This window comes from Mesorhizobium sp. AR07 (assembly GCF_024746815.1).
In the GTDB taxonomy this organism is placed as follows: domain Bacteria; phylum Pseudomonadota; class Alphaproteobacteria; order Rhizobiales; family Rhizobiaceae; genus Mesorhizobium.
Genome location: NZ_CP080529.1, coordinates 271607 through 289757, shown reverse-complemented (window position 1 = coordinate 289757; position 18151 = coordinate 271607). Strand labels below are relative to the sequence as shown.

19 protein-coding genes and 5 pseudogenes are annotated in these 18151 nt (G+C 58.0%); 8 read left to right on the top strand and 16 right to left on the bottom strand.

Annotation, left to right across the window (positions count from 1 at the left end; translation table 11 throughout):
* Positions 1 to 157: 157 nt before the first annotated feature.
* The 8 genes and pseudogenes from BPNPMPFG_RS42555 to BPNPMPFG_RS42525 form a co-directional block, all read right to left on the bottom strand.
* Positions 158 to 1042 (bottom strand): metallophosphoesterase family protein, encoded by an 885-nt coding sequence (locus BPNPMPFG_RS42555; protein WP_258599289.1) that lies wholly within the window; start codon positions 1040 to 1042, stop codon positions 158 to 160.
* 16 nt (positions 1043 to 1058) lie between these two features.
* The gene (locus tag BPNPMPFG_RS42550; RefSeq protein WP_258599288.1) at positions 1059 to 1985 is read right to left on the bottom strand and encodes a diacylglycerol/lipid kinase family protein; all 927 of its coding nucleotides are present in this window, start codon (positions 1983 to 1985) and stop codon (positions 1059 to 1061) included.
* An 82-nt stretch (positions 1986 to 2067) separates the two neighbouring features.
* The gene (locus BPNPMPFG_RS42545) at positions 2068 to 4143 is read right to left on the bottom strand and encodes a bifunctional DedA family/phosphatase PAP2 family protein (RefSeq protein ID WP_258599287.1); all 2076 of its coding nucleotides are present in this window, start codon (positions 4141 to 4143) and stop codon (positions 2068 to 2070) included.
* Between the two features lie 125 nt (positions 4144 to 4268).
* A complete protein-coding gene (locus tag BPNPMPFG_RS42540; protein ID WP_258599286.1) occupies positions 4269 to 4931 on the bottom strand; it encodes a flagellar basal body-associated protein FliL in 663 nt (220 codons plus the stop codon).
* The gene (locus BPNPMPFG_RS43595; protein ID WP_413776986.1) at positions 4897 to 5298 is read right to left on the bottom strand and encodes a phosphatase PAP2 family protein; all 402 of its coding nucleotides are present in this window, start codon (positions 5296 to 5298) and stop codon (positions 4897 to 4899) included. Before BPNPMPFG_RS43595 ends, BPNPMPFG_RS42540 begins: the two co-directional genes overlap by 35 nt.
* Positions 5279 to 6337, bottom strand: coding sequence for a YihY/virulence factor BrkB family protein (locus tag BPNPMPFG_RS42535; RefSeq protein WP_258599285.1), 1059 nt, complete (start codon positions 6335 to 6337; stop codon positions 5279 to 5281). Before BPNPMPFG_RS42535 ends, BPNPMPFG_RS43595 begins: the two co-directional genes overlap by 20 nt.
* 21 nt (positions 6338 to 6358) lie before the next feature.
* Positions 6359 to 6883, bottom strand: coding sequence for a DUF982 domain-containing protein (locus BPNPMPFG_RS42530; protein WP_258599284.1), 525 nt, complete (start codon positions 6881 to 6883; stop codon positions 6359 to 6361).
* A gap of 495 nt (positions 6884 to 7378) precedes the next feature.
* Positions 7379 to 7744, bottom strand: a pseudogene (locus tag BPNPMPFG_RS42525) (tyrosine-type recombinase/integrase); the annotation flags it as partial.
* A gap of 375 nt (positions 7745 to 8119) precedes the next feature.
* Between BPNPMPFG_RS42525 and BPNPMPFG_RS42520 the strand changes: the two are divergent.
* On the top strand, positions 8120 to 8407 hold the full coding sequence (locus BPNPMPFG_RS42520; RefSeq protein WP_258599283.1) for a hypothetical protein: 288 nt from the start codon (positions 8120 to 8122) through the stop codon (positions 8405 to 8407).
* 332 nt (positions 8408 to 8739) lie between these two features.
* Here the strand turns inward: BPNPMPFG_RS42520 and BPNPMPFG_RS42515 are convergent, their stop codons facing one another.
* Positions 8740 to 8976, bottom strand: a complete 237-nt coding sequence (locus tag BPNPMPFG_RS42515; protein ID WP_258599282.1) for a hypothetical protein — start codon at positions 8974 to 8976, stop codon at positions 8740 to 8742.
* A 326-nt stretch (positions 8977 to 9302) separates the two neighbouring features.
* On the opposite strand from BPNPMPFG_RS42515, the gene BPNPMPFG_RS42510 reads away from it, so the two are divergent.
* Positions 9303 to 9512, top strand: coding sequence for a DUF1059 domain-containing protein (locus BPNPMPFG_RS42510; protein ID WP_258599281.1), 210 nt, complete (start codon positions 9303 to 9305; stop codon positions 9510 to 9512).
* A 97-nt stretch (positions 9513 to 9609) separates the two neighbouring features.
* Positions 9610 to 10050, top strand: a complete 441-nt coding sequence (locus BPNPMPFG_RS42505) for a DUF6894 family protein (RefSeq protein WP_258599280.1) — start codon at positions 9610 to 9612, stop codon at positions 10048 to 10050.
* 857 nt (positions 10051 to 10907) lie between these two features.
* On the opposite strand, the gene BPNPMPFG_RS42500 is transcribed toward BPNPMPFG_RS42505, so the two are convergent.
* Both BPNPMPFG_RS42500 and BPNPMPFG_RS42495 read right to left on the bottom strand, forming a co-directional pair.
* A complete protein-coding gene (locus BPNPMPFG_RS42500; RefSeq protein WP_258599279.1) occupies positions 10908 to 11507 on the bottom strand; it encodes a dihydrofolate reductase family protein in 600 nt (199 codons plus the stop codon).
* Positions 11508 to 11989: 482 nt separating this feature from the next.
* Positions 11990 to 12220, bottom strand: coding sequence for a hypothetical protein (locus tag BPNPMPFG_RS42495; RefSeq protein ID WP_258599278.1), 231 nt, complete (start codon positions 12218 to 12220; stop codon positions 11990 to 11992).
* A 145-nt stretch (positions 12221 to 12365) separates the two neighbouring features.
* Here BPNPMPFG_RS42495 and BPNPMPFG_RS42490 point away from each other — a divergent pair, with 145 nt between their 5' ends.
* Positions 12366 to 12752 carry a hypothetical protein gene (locus BPNPMPFG_RS42490; protein WP_258599277.1) on the top strand — a complete coding sequence of 129 codons (387 nt, stop codon included), beginning with the start codon at positions 12366 to 12368 and terminating at the stop codon, positions 12750 to 12752.
* Positions 12716 to 13111, top strand: coding sequence for a hypothetical protein (locus BPNPMPFG_RS42485; protein WP_258599276.1), 396 nt, complete (start codon positions 12716 to 12718; stop codon positions 13109 to 13111). The genes BPNPMPFG_RS42490 and BPNPMPFG_RS42485 overlap by 37 nt, the downstream gene beginning before the upstream one ends.
* A 405-nt stretch (positions 13112 to 13516) precedes the next feature.
* Here BPNPMPFG_RS42485 and BPNPMPFG_RS42480 read toward each other — a convergent pair whose 3' ends face one another.
* Positions 13517 to 13999, bottom strand: a complete 483-nt coding sequence (locus BPNPMPFG_RS42480) for a GNAT family N-acetyltransferase (RefSeq protein ID WP_258599275.1) — start codon at positions 13997 to 13999, stop codon at positions 13517 to 13519.
* A 129-nt stretch (positions 14000 to 14128) separates the two neighbouring features.
* Between BPNPMPFG_RS42480 and BPNPMPFG_RS42475 the strand changes: the two are divergent.
* Positions 14129 to 14650: pseudogene (locus BPNPMPFG_RS42475) on the top strand (NADPH-dependent FMN reductase); the annotation flags it as partial.
* 42 nt (positions 14651 to 14692) lie between these two features.
* On the top strand, positions 14693 to 15073 hold the full coding sequence (locus tag BPNPMPFG_RS42470; RefSeq protein WP_258599544.1) for a YybH family protein: 381 nt from the start codon (positions 14693 to 14695) through the stop codon (positions 15071 to 15073).
* Between the two features lie 36 nt (positions 15074 to 15109).
* Here the strand turns inward: BPNPMPFG_RS42470 and BPNPMPFG_RS42465 are convergent, their stop codons facing one another.
* From BPNPMPFG_RS42465 to BPNPMPFG_RS42450, 4 genes and pseudogenes are all read right to left on the bottom strand, one after another.
* Positions 15110 to 15289 carry a hypothetical protein gene (locus BPNPMPFG_RS42465; RefSeq protein ID WP_258599274.1) on the bottom strand — a complete coding sequence of 60 codons (180 nt, stop codon included), beginning with the start codon at positions 15287 to 15289 and terminating at the stop codon, positions 15110 to 15112.
* Between the two features lie 487 nt (positions 15290 to 15776).
* A pseudogene (locus BPNPMPFG_RS42460) lies at positions 15777 to 16645 on the bottom strand (alpha/beta fold hydrolase).
* 59 nt (positions 16646 to 16704) lie between these two features.
* A pseudogene (locus BPNPMPFG_RS42455) lies at positions 16705 to 16977 on the bottom strand (DUF899 family protein); the annotation flags it as partial.
* A 5-nt stretch (positions 16978 to 16982) separates the two neighbouring features.
* On the bottom strand, positions 16983 to 17759 hold the full coding sequence (locus BPNPMPFG_RS42450; RefSeq protein WP_258599273.1) for a DUF899 domain-containing protein: 777 nt from the start codon (positions 17757 to 17759) through the stop codon (positions 16983 to 16985).
* A 184-nt stretch (positions 17760 to 17943) separates the two neighbouring features.
* Between BPNPMPFG_RS42450 and BPNPMPFG_RS42445 the strand changes: the two are divergent.
* Positions 17944 to 18147 (top strand): annotated as a pseudogene (locus BPNPMPFG_RS42445) (ATPase, T2SS/T4P/T4SS family); the annotation flags it as partial.
* Positions 18148 to 18151: the final 4 nt, after the last annotated feature.

Sequence of the window (18151 nt, the reverse complement as noted above, 5' to 3'; positions counted from 1 at the left end):
GAAGCCGGCCGATCCTTTGAGTTTGCTTCACGATCAACCAAAACACGCGAACGAAGCCTGCAAGGCCGCCGTCCCCCGAGTATCAGCAGAATGTCGGCTACGATGAGCGCGGCAAATTCGTTGAGTCAAGAGATTGGCCATAGTCGCAAAAAAGCTGCTATCCGTGTTTCCGATCGTCGGCCCGTACAATCTCGTCGTCGGCGTTTTGTACAAGCGTCGGGATAGTTGTCCCACCTGTCGGCGCCCAGCCTGACCGTCCCAGCCTGAAGCTTTTGCTCGTCGATCTGACGAATCTCACCTCGTCGAGGTCCCATGCCCGACACTCCAGATGGATCTCTGGCCGCTCGATGCGAATGAGATTGAAAGAATTTGCTTCTTGCCGGCGGCGTGAGGAAATCGCTGTGCCAGCTTGGATCAGCAAGGCGGAGTAGCCTTCAATATCGTATCGGACCGCACTCGAACCCATGCGGTTCAGATGCAGATGTCCCGACAGGATCATATCGACGCGGCTTTGTGAAAATACTCCCATCGCCATCCTCGCCCGCCCGACGATACCGTCATCGTCATTCGCACTGGCCCCTTCGAAGGGATGGTGTGTCACCACGATCCGTGTCGTCTCATCCGGCTGATCGGCAAAACGTCGTCTCACCCACGTGAGTTGCTCGCTGTTGATACGGCCTCCCTTGATCGTTAACGACCGAGCGGTGTTTATCCCAGCGACGGCCAGTTCCGGATCGGCATAGAACGGGTCGGTATCCGCTGTGATATAGCGCTTGTAACGCGATAGTGGGGTGAAGGCGCGCGCGAACAGGTTGTAGAGCGGGACATCATGGTTGCCCGGCACGACGAGCTGCGGGTATGGCAACGTGTCGAGAAATGCGCGTGCCTGCGCGAATTCTTGCTTGCGTGCGCGCTGCGTCATGTCTCCCGAGACGACAACAATGTCAGTGTCGGCTGCGCGAACCTCGGCAGCGAGTGCATCGGATACTGTCTGGTCAATCCTGCCAAAATGCAGGTCGGAAAGGTGGGCAATCGTCTTCATCAAGCCCTCACCAGAATCATGCGTTTCGAGGGGTGGCCTTCGTCAAGACGGGTGCCAGAACCCGCAGTGCACCAGGTCGTATCCGATAATGCACCGGAGTTGTCGCCTCGACGGTTTCACCGTCCATCGCAATTCGCATGTGTCGTCGGTGCGCCCTGATCTCAAGACTTTGCACCCGGAATAGTTCCACATCGTGGACTGGGTCGATCAAACGGAAGGCGACCTTGAAGGGTAGTAGCGCAAGTCCCCACCAGGACTGTCGCTTCACGACGTAGACGCACAGTTCCCCGGACGCGAGACTACTGCGGTGGCCGAGATTGCTCAAATCGTAGAAATTGTTGCCAACGAACACGCAGAGGGTCCGCTGTTCTCGCCCCTTGTCGTCGATTGAGATTCTAACCCTTTGCCAGGATGATGCCTTGAGCGTCAAGAGAAGCGCCGGGCCGAGAGCAGCAAACTTTCCCACCCCTTTCCGCTTTTGCTCCGCGGTCCGTTCAGCGACAAGAAACGGATAAATGCCGATGGACGAGTTATTGAGGAAGACCCGGCCGTTCACCTCCGCAACATCGATTTCCTGCACGTGGCCCGCGGCAATTATGTCCATGGCCGCTTCCAGATCATTCGGCAAACCGAGATCCCTGGCGAAATGATTGAGGGTGCCCAGCGGCAAGACGCCAAGCACAACATTCGTCCCCGCAATTGCCGAAGCCACGGAGCCGAGGGTGCCATCGCCCCCGCCGACCACGAGGGTCCTTGGTTTGCTGCCGGGTGATTTCGCCGTGACAAAGCTGTGGGCCATCTCCGCGATCTGGCTCCCACCCGCCATTCGCACCTCGGCTTCCAATCCGCGCGCCTGAAACCCGTTTCGAACGAATGCTTCGACATCGTAGTCGGCTCGCTGAATTGTGCCGGCGTTTGCATTGAGGAGGACCAGGACTGTCATGTGCGCGCCATTTGAGAAGGAGTGAAACTGGTATCGTCTGCTCGTCTCATGCATTTCGATATTGCGTCATGAATCCTCTCGGTCAGGGGCTGGGAGCGCCTCCCTGCAAAACTCCCGTTCCTGGATTGGCCGGAATACTTCCGTCACGGGCCAGCAGAACCTGACCATCCCAAACGGGGGTTGAACCAAGATCGGGCCGGGTCACCAGGCGGCCGGTGTCGAGAGACGCAGCAAGAAGGTCGCGGGGGCCGTTCGCGTCGGGCTGCGCCAGTGCCAGCGTGAAGAGCGGGAAGCGATTGCCCAGCCGCTCGTCGACAACGGACCCGATCCAGAGTTCCGTCAGATGGCCGTTTCGCAGGTCAATGTCGGTCGCCCACACGCGAAGCACGAAGCGCGAACCGGTCCCGCCCAACTCGCCGCGCGGATGGACCAGCGTGAGGCTCGGCAAGCGCCCGCGCTCCATATAGGGCGACGTTGGCAGGGCCATCGGATCGGGGCGCGGCGTGAACCAAGCGAGAGCGCCGGTCAACGTCCACGAAGCCGGCGAGCGCCAGCCCTTTTGCAGCAAATCTGCCTCAAGGCGCTTCAGGCTGCCGGCCCACTGGAAGGTAATCGGTTCTTCCGTCTCGCCTTCGAAGTCGATCCGCTGCACAGGCAATTGCTGCCAATCCCGCTCCCACCATTCGGCAGCGAGGATCGTCGGTGCCTGATATCGCACCGCGTAGCGTTCCATGTCCGCAGCGTGACGGCGGTAGACATTGAATCCGCCTGCGACGACCAGGCCGGCGCAGGCCACGACCAGGAGACCTCCGGCGCCCTTTTCGGACGGTTGATGATACAAATAGGCAATGCAAAGCAGGGCCAGCCATGCCGTCGCGAACGCCAGTCCGCCCGCCACATCGGAAAACCAATGGGCGCCGAGGTAGAGCCGGGAGAAGGCGATCAAGGCCACCAAAATGGCCGCTGCAAGCGCGACCGGAAGGCCCCAAGCTGGTCGGGCGCGCCGGGCGATCAGGAAAGCCAGAAAACCATACAGGACGGCGTTTTCCGTACTGTGGCCGCTTGGAAAGGAAAAATCGCTCCAACCGGAATAGAGGTTCTCGGTGGGACGCGCACGGTGTAGTGCCACCTTGATGCCCGTGTTGATGGCTGCAGCGCCGCCGATGGCGGCCACCCAGTAGGCGGCGGTGCGCCAGGCGCGCTTCCAGGCCAGCCACAAGAACACGACGACGGCAATCGCAATCACCACCGTTGTGTCGCCGAGTTCCGTGAAGCCGACCATCAAGGAATCGCCCAACGGCGTTCGCAGGTCTTGAAGGATGCGATAGACGGCGGCGTCGGTGCGTACCAGCGGATCTCCGCTGACGACGTCCTCGAGGATGCCGAAGAAAGTCCAGGCGGCCACGACGAGCAGCAGTGCCAGCACCGCGAGGATCTTCGTTTCCTTCTGGGCCGGATCGAGCAAAGAGCGGATTTGGCTGCTCGTCCAGTCATCGCGGGCGTGCGCCCAGCCGCGCAGCCGTTCCAGATTGGCCACAAGGATGGGAATGCCCCGGCGTACCGTGTGACGGACAATCCAAACAATGACCCACAGGACAAAAATCACCGCGACAAGGAGCACCGCGAGCCGGCCTGCGGCAGCGCCGGCAACGCTGAAATATGCGCCGACGAAGACTCCAGGCAGGATGTGCGACGGCGCCCAGACAAACGCCGAAATGATGTTGGCGTAGTAAAACCGGCGGGCAGGCATTTGCAACATGCCTGCCACGAGCGGGATGAAGGCGCGCACGCCCGGTGTGAAGCGCGCCAGAAAGACGCTCTTGCCGCCGTGCCGTTCGAAGAATGCCTCGCTGCGCGCGATGAGTTCAGGATATCGGTTCAACGGCCACCGCAGCAGGATTTCACGGTGGTATCGATTGCCCAACCAGAAGGACAAGCCATCGCCGACGATCGCGCCCAGAAAGGCCGCGATCAACATCGGCCAGAGCGTTAAGACACCACTCGGGACGAGAGCGGCAAGGCCGACAATGATGGCCGTTCCAGGAACGACGGCGCCAATGATGGGAATGGACTCCGACAGAGCCAGCAGAAAGATCGCCGCGTGCGCGAGATGCGGGTGCGAAGCGATGTAATTTGTGAGCGCCGAGAAAAAGGACATTCATAGTGCCTCATTCTGACCGAAAATCCGGAGCAACGCTGTTTCTTCGATCGTATCCGATTGTTGCCGGGACGGTCTACGGAACGGAGCACGCCTGCGGCGAGTGCCTTTGACGGCGGAGGTGCTCATTGGGAATTTTCGCCGCTGATCAGCCCCGGCGGATTTGCGAAATCTTCGTGAATGAGCTGCTCGGAGCCAGGGATGAATTTCCCGTCATGGTCGTAGCGAAGCACAACGACAGTGTCGAAAACGTTGTCAGGCCAGTAACCGTCGGGCAACAGCGCGTGAGGGTCTCCACCCAACGCTTCCATGATCTGCGGCAATGTGCCGTGATGCCAGGCAATAAGCACGGACTTTCCGTGGGTTTCGCTCGTCAACACATGAACAAGGCCTGCAAGGTCCTTGTTGCTGAATCTCAGATCGATGGGAACTCCAAGAGCCTGGCTTAAGGGCGTCAGTGTCAGACGCTCGCGCGCACTGTTTGGGGAATCGGCGGTTGCTATCAGCGTGTCGGGTCGAAACTCGACACCATCGAGCATGAGATGCTGAAAATATCCCACATAGGCCTGTGCGCGTGCCTCCCCCGCAGGAGATAGTCCCGTCCCGCTATCAGGCTTTTCGGCATGACGTATGATCAGCACCGTCGCATCTGCGAGTCCCGACGATGTTGTTTCGAAAGCAGCACCGGTGGAAGCCGGCGTCACGAGTGACGGGATTAGTAGCGCAAAGATGCGGCCAAGCATGCTGGTGCGATTAAACAGGTTTCGTGAAAAGGAGTCGTGCAACATTTGTGCGCCTTCTCAACTTTGAGCCGCGGCCTTTGCCATGACATTGCGAATTTCGCTGACACTCATTTACAGAATTCCGGTCACCCATCGATCGATGCGAGTGTCCTCCCGATAAACTATCCGGACCAGCCCGGCGGCAATAAGCGCGGTCGCGATACCCACCCAGGATGTCGCCGACATAATGGGTCCCGACATAGACACGGGAAATCACAAGGAGCAGGGCGGCAGCGAAGAACCACAGCGCCTTGCTAACACGAGCGTTGAACACATAGCTGAAGACAATGGCAAAGCTGGCGGTTGCGTGGTCCGATGGAAACGACGCTTGGTGGGGCGATCGAGATTTGGTGTCACTCAGCGACCTTGCCAAGCGTATCAGCAACAACCGCCCCTCTCTGACCCATTGGCAATGGCGACCCGGTGGTTGAATCGCGTGCAGTCTGATGTTCCATTTCGGCGTCGATCGCGGCCCCGACAATGAGGATAATCACCGAAATCCAGGTCCACATCATTAAACCGACCACGGCGCCCAACGATCCGTAGGTCACATTGTAGTTGGCGAAATGCTGGAGATAGAATGAGAACAGCCACGATGCGGCTAACCAGACCAACGTCGCCATCGCGGCGCCCCAGCTCAGCCAGCGCCATTTGGCTTTTTCCCGGCTTGGGCCGAACCGGTAAATCAGCGATATTCCGGTGAGTATGGCCAGCATGAGGATTGGCCACCGCCCCACCGCGAAGAGCACTTCTGCCCATTTGTCGAGATACAAATACGACAAGATGACGGGGACGACACCGACGGTCAGAAGCAAAACGATTCCGATCATCAAAGCACCAATGGTGAATGCGATCGACATGAAGTTCAGTTGGATAAAACTGCGTTTTTCAGTTTCCTCGTAAGCGATGTTCATAGCGTCGAACAACGCCTTGATACCGCTATTTACACTCCATAGCGCAATAGCCAGGCCGACAAAAAATCCTACCCCAAGCGCGCTGGTGTTCTGACGTGCCAGCGCCTGCAGTTGCTGGCGAATGAGATCGATGCCGCCCGAAGGAAGCAGGCCGGCGAGATAGGAAACGTGATCGGCCACGGTCACCGGATCGGCGACAAACCCGTATAGTGACATGAAGGCCGCTAGGGCCGGAAATAGTGCGAGTAGCAGGTAAAAGGTGGCGCCTGCTGCGACCAGCATGATGCGGTCCTTGTTGAATTCCTCCCACACACGCCAAGCGATGTCCCTCCATCCTAGGGCAGGAATCTCGGATGGCCATTCCGCCTCCCTGCCTCGCTCTTGCCCGTACTCACCTACAGTCGTTGGCTGATCCTTGGAAGAACGAGCAGCGTGGCGCTCGGCCTCCCTGTCAATCAGCGATTTGCTTTCGGCGGGCCCAGAAGTTTTTGCTGACATTTCGAACCGGTACATCCATCGTCAGGCGGACTTATCAACCAGAATTCCGGCGTATTCTGCCAAGGCCACAAACACATCACGCGCCTGATCAGGGGTGGCCTTCCCTTCAATCGCTCCCTCGATCGTCTCCCTGGCCGATTGATAGTAAGGTCCGCGTTTCGAATGAGGCCAATCCACCAGAACCTCGCTGGCGCCGTTCACCGATTTTACTTCCCTCACCGAGGCGCTGCCGTGAGGACGAATGCTGACGCAGCTTTCGAAAATGATGCGCTTGGGATCTGATGTTTGGGTATGGCTGTCGTTGAAAGGAATCCCAGCTTCGCGCGCGGCCTGCAAAAAACGAATTTTCGCATCTTCTGCTGAACGGTATCCTTCCAAGACTTTTTCGGCGGTTTCGAAGGCGTCCCGATGGATAGCGGTGCGCTCTCCAGGCCAATCGCCGCTTGCAAGGATGGCTGAGGCATCGTTGGCGGACCTTATCCGCTGCAGCTTGCCGTTGGCGGTTAGACGTATGGTTACAGGCTCGATAAGCAGCTTGTCGTCCATACAATATCCCATCTCGTCGACGCCAACGTCGTTAGGAGTAACGAAACGAACGAACACCGGTTCCGAGCAGTCTTCCAACAAACCAAAATCTCATCGTTGGTTGGCGTCCACCCAAAGTTTGGCGGGCGCGCCGCGCAACTCGTCGGGCACCAGGCGTCGGCTAGCGCGAGGATCCCCGCATCCGGTATCGCACCGCGGGACCCACTCTCAATGGCGATATGAACCGAACGGAAACGCATTGAGTGAATCCACTGCAAGACGCGCCAAACGGCGAGCGCCTGGCAAAGGGGCGCAAAGCTGCCGTTCAACAGACGCAGTGAGAAAGACCGGACCAGGCCGAAAGCAGCAGTCGGGTGATATCCAAAACACGCCAGAAACGGATGCTCGGCAAGACCTTGGCGGCACCCGCGCGTCGCGGCCAGACGTCGTCGAGTTTCTGCAACTCAACGGCTCGAGTTCTTGGCTACCTTCGGCCAGGACGGTAGTCGCCCTTGGTCAGGCGGCAGCGTGGCCTCCTTCGCGCGTTGAAGAGTTCGTCTGTCCAAGGAAGTGGGCAAGCGCTGACTTCCTGGAAGCCCGATCGAGCGCATAGGAGGTGTGGCTGAAGGCGACGCCGTCCAGCAGGCCCTGAATGTAGCCGGCGATGCTGTCAGCCGCCATAATGAACGCGGTGTCCACGGTGTGAATGTAGCGGCTCGTCACCGTCCCTCGGGAATGACCGACCAAGGCGGCGATCGTCGCCTCGGTGAACCCAAGGTCATTGGCGATGCTGGCGAAGCTGTGCCGTAAAACATGCGGTGTGATGCCAGCCAACGCGGTATTTTCGAGTAGCTTCGTCCAGTGCCTGGGGAAGCTCCCGAATGGCGTGCAAAATCGCTTGGCACTCCGCGCAACTTCGCTTGGCACCAACTTGAGTTCGTTAACGGCAGTTTGTGCAGCGGGACGTTCTCGTTTTGAGGCTGACAAATTTGCCTCCTCCCAGTTGTATGACTGCTCAGGCCAACCTCTGATCAATCCCCCAAAGCCCACTGTTTGCCTTGGCCGCGGGCTCCCTTTCTGTCCGCGTCAGTCCGACGAGATGGCGCAAGCCGTTAGGCATTTTAGGAGCTGGCAGTTCACCTTGTACGACTTCTGGTGATTGAAACTTGCGCAATATCGCCCTTTCGCCAGAGAACGTTTTCGTGAACGGCCCGTTTTTGAGTTGATCGTTGCAATGACGGTCAGAGGATACCCAAAATGAATATCAAGAAGCTCAGCGTGGGCGCCATCGCGCTTTCAATGATCACCGGTGCCGCACTCGCCGGCACCACCACCGGAACGTCGGCACTCGATGATCCGGCGAAAATGTCTCCATTCTTCACCGATGCCGGCATGAAGACCATGAAGTCTGATACGGAAATCAAAACCACATGGATGGCGATGAAGAAGGAAGACCGCGCCGAGATGGTGAAGGAATGCGGTGACGCCGCAATGTCCAAGGCGCACGGTGATTTCTGCAAGACGACCAAGCAGCTTGGCGAATAAGCCAACCAATAGCGGTTCAAGGTGGCGGTCCTTGCGGTCCGCCACCTATTTATTCTGGCATGAAGGCCTGGCTTCATCCGACTCGGACTTTTTTCCTTGCCAATCCCTTTCTGGGCCGGCGCGCCGGTCTTGCCCTGAAGCTGGTCACAAAGCCGCTTCCTGAGTTGAGCAGAGCAATGGCTCCAGGCCCGCAACATTGCGCTACTGGCCAGAGCCACTGCGGCGCCGGCAAACTTTTTTCGTGCCATTTGTCTGTGATGATATGTATGAAGCGCTTGATGGTCTCGATCGCCCTGATTGCCGTAGTGCTCTACGTTCACCAGTCGCATAGCCTAGTTAGGTTCTAGCGTTTCTTCGGCCTGATCTCCTCGAAACCGCCCTTCTCGACGATCTGCTTCAGCACGGCTTCTGCCTTGGTTTTGTCCTTCGATGCCTATCCGGCGCGCCAGCACTTCAACGGAAGCATCCAGCCCTTGGACGGCGGTGTGAAGGGCTACAGTCGCCGCCGCCAGATGATCTTCTGGCTTGCCGTTGTCGTTGGCTAGCTCTGTGCGTTGAGGCAGCTTCATTCGCGAATTATGCGCCTTGTCGCGACTTCGGTCTATGCCGGGCTGGAACGATTGTTTAGTGCCGGCGTTCCTTGACTGCTGCGGACCGCGTCAACCGGGCTTGGCGGTACGGTGAACAGGATGGTTTTCCCGGTTTCATATCCTGGCCAAGGAATGGCAATACCATCTGTCCCGCCCGGTCTGCAGCCGACGGGCGACGAAAACGCCGGGCGGGTGCTGAACGTGGCTCCTAATTTTCAAGCGGCGGTTTTTTGCTGTCTCCCTTGACACGGAACGTTGCGCTTTGCGGTGAGTTGTTAGTGAAGTTCACAAACGAGGGTGCAACGATGAAAACCATGACATGCAAAGAACTCGGCGGAAAGTGTGATCAGAAACTCACGGCCGGCTCCTGGGACGAAATTGTGAAGATGATGACAAAGCACGTGATGGAAAAACACCCGGACGTGGCCAAGGAAATGGAAAAGATGCACAAACAAGACCCGAAAAAGTGGGCCAAGGAAATGAAACCAAAATGGGACGCGACTCCTGACAAATAGCAGAAACGCCTCCAGCCGGCTTTGTTAGCCATAGAGCAATTCGGGGCCGGATGCGACATCGGAGAGCCTAAACTAAGACGCTTCTCAGGGCTGTAACATGCCGCGATACTTCTTCGACATCTACGACGGCGCTGAGACAACGGTCGATGAGACCGGGGTTGTCTGCAATGCGCTATCTGAAGTGAGCGATCACGCTGTAGACGTCCTTCCGGACATAGCACGAGACGAGTTGCCTGACGGTCCCAATCGGATTTTCTGGGTCAAGGTTCGCGGCGAGGACGGCGAACATGTCTATCGTGCGACACTGGCCCTTTCGTCCGCATGGCTTGTCGACGATACGGACGGCCGCAACCAGCCTGGCGAGGACTTAGCAATCGCCGCATTGAGGCGCACGAGTGCACAGATCAAGGCGATTAGACGCGATTTGGCCGAAGACGGTTTTATGGAGCAAATGCAGGAGATCGACTCCTTGATCGGCGTGGCTCAGCTTGAAACGGATCGATTGCTGAAGAGAACTTCACTTAAAGCGACAAACTAGAACTCGGACTCAGCTATGCGGTTGACCACGCCTTCATCGGCATGCTCTCGACCGGCCAGCTAGGTCACGCTCGACCCACCAGTGTCTCGAACGCTGCTGCGCCACCGACACGATTGATCATTCAAGCGGGGCCGGCAATTTTGTCGCAGCGATCTCATCTCTGAGAGAAGTGATATCTCTTCCTTCGAGCCGCTGGAAAACAGCTCGATCAATGTGCTGGCGATCTCTTGTGCGTCGAGCGACTCATGGTCGAGGGACCCATCCACGCATACTTGATCGAACACGCGTTGAAGGATCGCCATATCACTTGGGTAAAAAGTGGAAGTACCGAGGTAACGTGTGAGCATCTCTTTCGCCTCATAAAGGGGCGAGAGTGCGTTGTTCGCTCTCAATCAGCGGCGCCCTTTACGTGGCCGCTGACGAAGGTGATTACAGCTCGCATGGGCCGGAAGAGTCAATGATCCTAATTCGATATGATCAGCTCCTTCTCCGGCTGGCCCTTGCCGCCTGCCACCGAATAGTTCAGCGAAACCTCGTCCGTGGTGAAGCCCGCGAACGTCTCGCGGATGGTATCCTCCTATTATTCAGGTCACGGTCATACTCGCCTTCTATATTGTCGTACTATATCGGTGTCCGATGGGAACGTAGGATTTGGCATATGGACGCCGCCGACAAGGCAGCACGGATCGTTCGGACGATTAATTGGCCGGGCTTATAGTCCGGTCTTTTTATTGTGTGTGGAACCGGATTTTGAACTGACCCGCTCATGTCTGTCACATCAATGCCTCGCGGGTCGGCTGGTCGGCCGGGTGTGGCGACGGACTCGTGCGCCGATCTGGTGGCGATCTGAGGTTGGCTCAACTGGCGGCTTCCGACGATTGATAACGCGTGACGGCGATGCCGCAAGCATAAGCCTCAGCGTCGACAAGCTTCAAAGCGTTGTCCGGAGCGTTCTTTTCGAAGATCGACAATCCGTCGCCCAACACCGCTGAATTGACGTAGAACTGGAACTCGTCGACCAGCCGCTCGGCAATCAACGCAGCGGCGAAACCTGCCCCGCCGAAGGCGACGATATTGCCGCCCGGCTCGCGCTTCAGCGCCGCGACCTCGGCGGCCAGCGGCAGTTTGGCCATCTCCACATTAGGACCGGTTACGTTGTGACCAGACTTGGAAAAAACGATCTTGCGTATCTCAACGATGCGGTGCGCGAAAGCGAAGGGCGAATTGCGGGGAAATCTCCGCGCTATCTTGGTCCAGTGATCAAGATAGCCCCCAGCGATTTTGCTGCTGAGCACAATGCAATCGGCTTCCTCGAAGAAGCGGTTGAATCGCGCTAGCAGCGCATCCGTCCAGGTCAGTTCCGGGCTCCAGTCCCACACTTGCCATTCGGGGCCTTCCCCAGCACGACCGACGTAGCCGTCGACCGATGTCTGCATGTGAAGGATCAGCTTTCTCATCAGCATTTCTCCGGGTTGCTTACCAGCCAGAATCTAGCCACCGCCTCGGATTGCGCTCGGACGACGCATCGACGCTCCGAGATTACCAACTGGAACTAGCCAATCGGTTAGAAGTTCCCTCGGCGTGGTTGACCAGACTTGCACCGCGTTTGTTGATCCAGACGAGGTGCGATCGTCGCAAGGCTTGCGGTAGCGGGAGACTGTCGGTTGGGGTGCTCGCCCAACCCTTTGCCGTGGCGTTACCGGCCGTGATCAAAACGTATCGAATGGTGTGGTCAGTGAGATTTCCGTCGAACTCGGCATCGATGAGCAAAGCGGCGCCGGCTCCTATAATTAACTCGTTAACAGCCGGCCTCTTCCCTCGCTCTATGCTCGACAACTCAGATCGGCACCACTCAGCTTCAAGGTCGCTGGCTTAGCAAAGTGCGGAAGGCCAACACCAGCGAACTCGAGAAGCGGGCGGCGGCTTGAATCGAATCCGTTCAGTAACCGTTGTTCGTCACGACCATATGCTTGTGATGATGCCGACGCCCTGAATCGTAGAACGCCTGCTGATCGTGATGGCGATGATGCAGGCGCTGTCCATTATCGTTGATGATTTTTTCGGCATGGTGGTGGCGGTGGTGATGACCAGTAGAAATGACCACTTCCGCCGATTGAGCAGGAATGGCAAACAGAAGCGCCATGGCGCTGGAAATAATAATCATTTTCATAAGTTGTTTCCTTGGGGCCTATGACGATAGGCATAGTTCAACGCGCCCTTCGTCGATCGGTTCCTCCGACAAATTGAAATCCCAAGCCCACACGCGCTCGCGACGACGTAGGGAGCGCTTACCCGCTGTAGATTCGGATGCGCGCTTGGACGCGACGTTCTGGATGGCATCCTCTTGGGCGCGGCTCGCAATGCCGGAGCCGTCGTTTTTCAGCCTTGGCGCGCGGTGGAGATTACCAGCGATGGCGAGAACCGCTGTCCGGATCACCAGCAAGGACGACCAGGCAGTTATCGTTGCGCCAGTCGTGATTGCCGCGCATGGCTCCTGGGAGCAGGGGAAGCTTCCAACCAATCTCCCAAAAAGCAGTGCGCCTCACGATCCCTTTGGCCTCAAGGCCCATTTCAAGGGAGCTTCGCTTGCCCGAGACTTCATGCCCCTGCTGGTATTTACGGGCGGCTATGGCGGCATGGTCTGGGCAGACCACGACAGGACAGGATGTCGCTGTCATGCTGCGTACGCCGCGATCTGTTGACCAGGCTACGTGAAAACGGCGCGGCCTCGTCGGCAGGCCAAGCCGTTCACGCGCACATCCTCGCTTCGTGTCCTGGTGCAGTTTTCACGATCGGAGGCGCCACGCTCGATGGCGAATGGCTCGCCGCCGGCGGCATCTCCATGGCCTTGCAGTCCAACTGGTTATTCGCCAGCGAATTGGCGAGGTTCGACCGATGGGATCGAGCGGCGCGCATTGCCGCCGGCAGTCGCTATTCAAAAGTCTGGAACACACAATTCGCAACGCGCATTCGCGCCGCCGCTGTGTTGGCATGCATTGCCGTGCTGCCTCACTCCACTGCGGTGATTAAGGCTTTCATCGGTTGGTCCCCAGTAGTCTGACGAGCGGAGCCAGATTGACTGGCAAAACGAAGGTACTGCCAAATCCAAGATGATCGCTCAAATGGTGTTCGATAAGGGCCGGATGAGGAGTCTCCTTGAGCATTGACGTGATCCCGTAGCGGACGAGCGACGCAAATTAACACGCTCGCGCGAGGGAGGTTCCCTGGTGTCTTTCACACTCGGAGAGCTGGTGACCGCTTCGGCTCGCCACGCCGCCAAACGCATCGAATTACATGTTGGAGGCGCGTGGCTCACGCGATTGCCCCGGGCGGTACGCAGGTGTCTGCCTCACTTTGAATTCGGTGACTGGCTTCGCGTCGAGCGATGTCAAATCCGCACTGAATTCAAAATCCGCGCTGAAGTTGGCGAAGCCTCGCTAGCCCCGCAATCGGATTTTGGCTGTGCTCATGACACATGTGGCACGGCCAAATCCAGTCGCATTTCCTTGGCGATCATGAAGCCGGCGGCGAGATAGACGCCTTCGCCGGCATCAGAGGAATGAAGGACAGCTTTCGTGCAGCCGATCGTTCTCAAATAATCGATGCCAGCCTGCACCAGAGCGGCCGCTACTCCGTTTCGCCGGGCCGTAGGTTCGACGAAGACGCTCCAGATATAGCCATGCTTGCGGAAGGACGGCACTGTGACGTCGGGGTAGGGAAGATGTTCGACCTGGCAAGCCAGCGATCCCAAGGGAACTCCGTCCATCTCAGCGAAGAAAGTCGCCAGCGCATAATGCCTACGCCCTGACATGATGAAGTCCAGGGTGACGTCTTCGGCGTCGCCCTTGATGTTGATCGGGTCGACGCCATAGCTTTCCCACAACGCCCGATAGTGACGGATCAAGGTGTGGTCGTCGGCCGGGCTGCCCTTTCGAATGGTGTAAGTCATCGCGCTACAACGCCGGGATCTTCAGGCCGTTCCAACATGTGGCTCCCTCAGATCGGCGGAAATGGCGGAACGATGGCCGGTCGACGCCGTTCTCCATTGGTTGGGACAATGCGAGTGATCGGAGCCGTCATGTCGATAAATGTCGCCGTCTTTGTTGGGAGCCTGCGCAAGGCGTCGTTCACGCGCAAGGTAGCCAATGCACTGATCGAACTTGCCCCGCCCAATTTGCGCTGCCGGCTGGTCGAAATCGGCGATGAAGATCTGGAAGGCGACAAACCGGCGCCTTGGGCGCGCTTGCGGCGCGATGTTGCCGCCGCTGACGCCTTTCTGTTCCTGACGCCCGAATACAACCGTTCGATCCCGGCCTGCTTGAAGAATGCGCTCGACGTCGCTTCCCGTCCCGAGGGCAAAAACGTGTGGGCCGGCAAGCCGGCCGCCATTGTCAGTGTCACGCCCTACAAGCTGGGCGCCTTTGGCGCCAATCATGCGCTTCGCCAGGCATTGGTTTTTCTCAACGTCCCGGCCATGCAGCAGCCGGAAGCCTATATTGGCGACGCCGGCTCCCTGTTCGACAAGGCCGGTAAGCTGACGAACCAGAAGACCAAGGTCTTCCTGGGCAAGTTCCTGACGGCCTTCGAACAGTGGGTTTCGACGCTCCGCGATGCTGGTTCGATTGGCGGCTTCGATGGCTTCATGGCGCAACGCGAAAAGATCGCCGCCGCCTATTCGAGCGGCGACGCGACCTTGCTCGATGCCATCGTCGCCCGGGAAGGAAAAGCCACCTTCTTCCCGCCAACCGGCGGTTCGGTTTCTGGCGCCGCAAAGGTGGCGGCGCGGTATGACAGCGATGCGAAAGCGTTCTCGGCGGGCAATCATACGACGCTGCAGATGCTGCAGGCGCAAGCTTCGCAGGACGTTGCCTTCTGGACTGGCTTCCAGGATTTCGACGGCAAGATTGGCGGACACGCGGCCAAGATGAAGCTGCGCATCACGGAGATATTTCGATGGGACGGTGGGGGCTGGAAGCTGGTTCACCGGCATGCGGATCCTGCTTCATCGCAAAAACCCAAATAACCGGAAACGATGTCGCCTCGCCTTGGTGGGCGACGTTCAAGACAATCCGGGATCCTGCAGCTTGGTCAGTTGTTTCTCAGTTTCATCCACAGCTGTGGCCAGCAGCCTGTCGAAGTCGATCATGGCTTCCGAATGCCCATGGTCGGCGATGGATTTTCGAAGGATGCGAATTGCAAGGATTGCGTCCGCCATCGCCTGTTCGATGCTTTTCACCATGATCTCAGATCCTCGCTTTGCAAACGGCTCGCGGAAGTACGTGCGTCTCGGTCTACTGACAGATTGTACGACAAAACAAACCACATCCCCCTCACCAATTTGATTTTGCAGGCACCATCCTTGGCGCTGGTTGGGATGACCCCCAGGAGCTGGATAGCTTCACCGATGCGTTCGAACATAGGGAACGGCAGGCCGCCCAAAAGGCGCTGCAATGATGCCGGGAAGCTAGTAGTCCCTAGTTGAGATGGAGACCCGCTATGACGTCAAGGCGGCGGCGTGTCAAAGGCCTCTTGTTCTGGCCAAATACGGTTTGGAGCCTTTGCGGTATGCATAGCCGACCCATTCATCGCGCGTCCGTGACTTGATCTCAACCAACGGTCCGCAGAGCATTCTTGTTCCAATGGAACTATCTGAAATGCGGATGTCCTTTTTCCCGCCGCGGTAACAACGGGTGTGATCACAAAGCAAAACTGCAACACGACAGGATTCATTTTCGCTGGTCAGCTGCCAGGAACTTGATGAGTTCTCCGACGAGTTCTTCCGGCGCCTCTTCGGCCATATGATGTCCACAATCGAGCCCACGACCATGCGGTTCGCGCGACCAGGCGCGCCAGACTGCCAGGACATCGCCGTACAATGCTTCCATATCGTCTCGGAGGGACCATAGAACGAGCAGCGGGCAGGCAACACGCCGGCCTGCACGGCGATCCGCCTCATCGTGATCGCGATCGATACCAAGGCCTGCCCGATAGTCTTCGAGCATCGTGTGAACCGTTGCCGGATCGTGGATTGCTGCCCGATAGTCCTCATAGGCTTCGTGGCCCATCTGCTCCGCGGAGCCACCGTACCAGGCATCGGGGTCGGCAAGGATGGCTCGCTCGGGTTTGTCCGGCTGAGCGAAGAAGAACCAGTGCCACCAGTCCTGCGCAAACCGCGCATTGCACCGTTCCAGCGCTTCGACGATCGGCACTCCATCGAGGATGACAAGGCGTTCAATCGCCTCGGGATGATCCATCGCCGCGCGGAATGCGGTGTAGCTGCCTCGGTCATGGCAACAATGGCGAAGCGTTCAAAGCCTAGCTTGTGCATCAGGGCAACGCAGTCCCTGGCTTTGGCGGGCTTCGAAGACCCGGCGTGATCGGGTGTATCGTGTGGTTTGGAGGATTGACCAAAACCGCGAAGATCGGGACAGACCACAGTATGGTTCTGTGCCAGCTGCGGCGCGACGCGGTGCCACGTCGCGTGGGTTCTGGGATGTCCGTGCAACAGCAAGACCGGTGGACCGGAGCCACCATGACGAACGCGCAACGTCGCCTCCGGCAGTTCGATCATCTCCAGCGTGAAGCCTGCGAACATGCAGCCAGTCCTCGGAGTGAGTCAGCATCATCGTGGGGCACCCACAGTCTCAGGGTGTATCACTCATATTCGTCGTGGCGGCGCACCCAACCCTGGCGTTCACCCTTCTCGTTGCGGCCCTTGGGCGTCAGGTCGAGATAATTATAGGCGCCGATCAAGAGATCGCCGCCGCGCGCATAGGACGAATAGGTATGGAAGATGTCGCCGTCTTCATCCTTGATGAAAACGCTGATGCCCGGCGCCTCGCCTTCATGCGTCTTGCCACCTGCTTCGTAGTTGTACATCGTGTTGCCGTCAGCGATGTCTTCCCTGGTGAAGGATACCTGATAGTCGCGGCCTACCCATATGTCGGCTTCTGTGGCCAGCCAGGCGGCGATTCCTCAAAACTTTGCTGCCGCCCATAAGGTGTCTGGTCGAGAAGGGAATAGGCGTCCGTGAGTGCTTCAGTGCCGCGCGCGTAGACTGAGTAGGTGTGGAAAACGTCGTCGTCGAGCCGGAAAAAAACGCTAAGGCCGTGCTCTTCACCCTTCATGCCATTCGGACCCTTCCTTGCCTTCATCTCTGCAAAGTTTCGATAATTGTATTCGATCGGCGCCACGGTCTCGTCCAGGGTGACGTGAAAGTCGTAGTTGAAATCGCTGCCGAATGAAGAATACCAGGGAGCGCCCCACCCCTTTTCCGCTTTGTAGGCTTCGAGTTTGGCCAGCGGGGCGCGAGAAACAAGTGCGAAGGTCGTGTCATGATCGTACAGCGCCGACAGATCGCCCAGGGAGTTCACATAAGAGGTGCACCCCGAACAGCCTTTGTCCCACGCGGGGTCGAACATGAAGTGATAGACAACGAGTTGCCGGCGTCCTTCGAACAAGTCTTTCAAATTCCGCCTGCCGGACGAGGTGTCGAAGACATAGTCCTTTTCGATCTTCACCATCGGAAGCCGGCGGCGTTCGGCATTTATGCGATCGCGGTGTTTGGTGAGCTCTTTTTCATGCGCCTGCAAAACGACCCGCTTGGCGAGCCACTTATCCTGCAATGCGACTGGGGGATGTGGAGTTGTGCTTGTCATCTCAAAACCTCGCGAATGTTCCGTTTTGTCGTGGCTGTCAAATCCCGCCATTGGCCAATTGGCTCACAAGTTGCTTCGTGACCATGGTTCGAAGAGGCTCATCGCAGTCGTGCTTTCGATCACGACGAGAACACGCGTACGGCTATACTTGTGAAGAAGGACGCACTTTCGGTTGATCTTGTGCCCAGCCACATTCGAGTTTGAACGCGCAGCACAAGCGATTGTTCCTGCCGTTCTGCTGGCGGAAATGGCGAAGACCACCGACCGCGTCGTGCTGATCGAGGACACGTGCGAACTCCAGTGTGCTGCGCCCAATCTGGTGGCGCTGCGCACCAAGGATGGTGTCGCCTCGCTTGCCGATCTGGTGAAATCGTCGCTGCGGCTTTGCCCCGACCGCATCCCGATCGGCAAGGTGCGTGGGGCACCTAGTTCTGCCTTGTCCT

Bases quoted from the DNA above. Each gene is read 5' to 3' on its own strand.
- BPNPMPFG_RS42555 (WP_258599289.1), bottom strand. From the start codon at position 1,042: ATGAAGACGATTGCCCACCTTTCCGACCTGCATTTTGGCAGGATTGAC.
- BPNPMPFG_RS42550 (WP_258599288.1), bottom strand. From the start codon at position 1,985: ATGACAGTCCTGGTCCTCCTCAATGCAAACGCCGGCACAATTCAGCGA.
- BPNPMPFG_RS42545 (WP_258599287.1), bottom strand. From the start codon at position 4,143: ATGTCCTTTTTCTCGGCGCTCACAAATTACATCGCTTCGCACCCGCAT.
- BPNPMPFG_RS42540 (WP_258599286.1), bottom strand. From the start codon at position 4,931: ATGTTGCACGACTCCTTTTCACGAAACCTGTTTAATCGCACCAGCATG.
- BPNPMPFG_RS42535 (WP_258599285.1), bottom strand. From the start codon at position 6,337: ATGTCAGCAAAAACTTCTGGGCCCGCCGAAAGCAAATCGCTGATTGAC.
- BPNPMPFG_RS42530 (WP_258599284.1), bottom strand. From the start codon at position 6,883: ATGGACGACAAGCTGCTTATCGAGCCTGTAACCATACGTCTAACCGCC.
- BPNPMPFG_RS42520 (WP_258599283.1), top strand. From the start codon at position 8,120: ATGAATATCAAGAAGCTCAGCGTGGGCGCCATCGCGCTTTCAATGATC.
- BPNPMPFG_RS42515 (WP_258599282.1), bottom strand. From the start codon at position 8,976: ATGAAGCTGCCTCAACGCACAGAGCTAGCCAACGACAACGGCAAGCCA.
- BPNPMPFG_RS42510 (WP_258599281.1), top strand. From the start codon at position 9,303: ATGAAAACCATGACATGCAAAGAACTCGGCGGAAAGTGTGATCAGAAA.
- BPNPMPFG_RS42505 (WP_258599280.1), top strand. From the start codon at position 9,610: ATGCCGCGATACTTCTTCGACATCTACGACGGCGCTGAGACAACGGTC.
- BPNPMPFG_RS42500 (WP_258599279.1), bottom strand. From the start codon at position 11,507: ATGAGAAAGCTGATCCTTCACATGCAGACATCGGTCGACGGCTACGTC.
- BPNPMPFG_RS42495 (WP_258599278.1), bottom strand. From the start codon at position 12,220: ATGAAAATGATTATTATTTCCAGCGCCATGGCGCTTCTGTTTGCCATT.
- BPNPMPFG_RS42485 (WP_258599276.1), top strand. From the start codon at position 12,716: ATGTCGCTGTCATGCTGCGTACGCCGCGATCTGTTGACCAGGCTACGT.
- BPNPMPFG_RS42480 (WP_258599275.1), bottom strand. From the start codon at position 13,999: ATGACTTACACCATTCGAAAGGGCAGCCCGGCCGACGACCACACCTTG.
- BPNPMPFG_RS42470 (WP_258599544.1), top strand. From the start codon at position 14,693: ATGGCGCAACGCGAAAAGATCGCCGCCGCCTATTCGAGCGGCGACGCG.
- BPNPMPFG_RS42465 (WP_258599274.1), bottom strand. From the start codon at position 15,289: ATGGTGAAAAGCATCGAACAGGCGATGGCGGACGCAATCCTTGCAATT.
- BPNPMPFG_RS42450 (WP_258599273.1), bottom strand. From the start codon at position 17,759: ATGGCGGGATTTGACAGCCACGACAAAACGGAACATTCGCGAGGTTTT.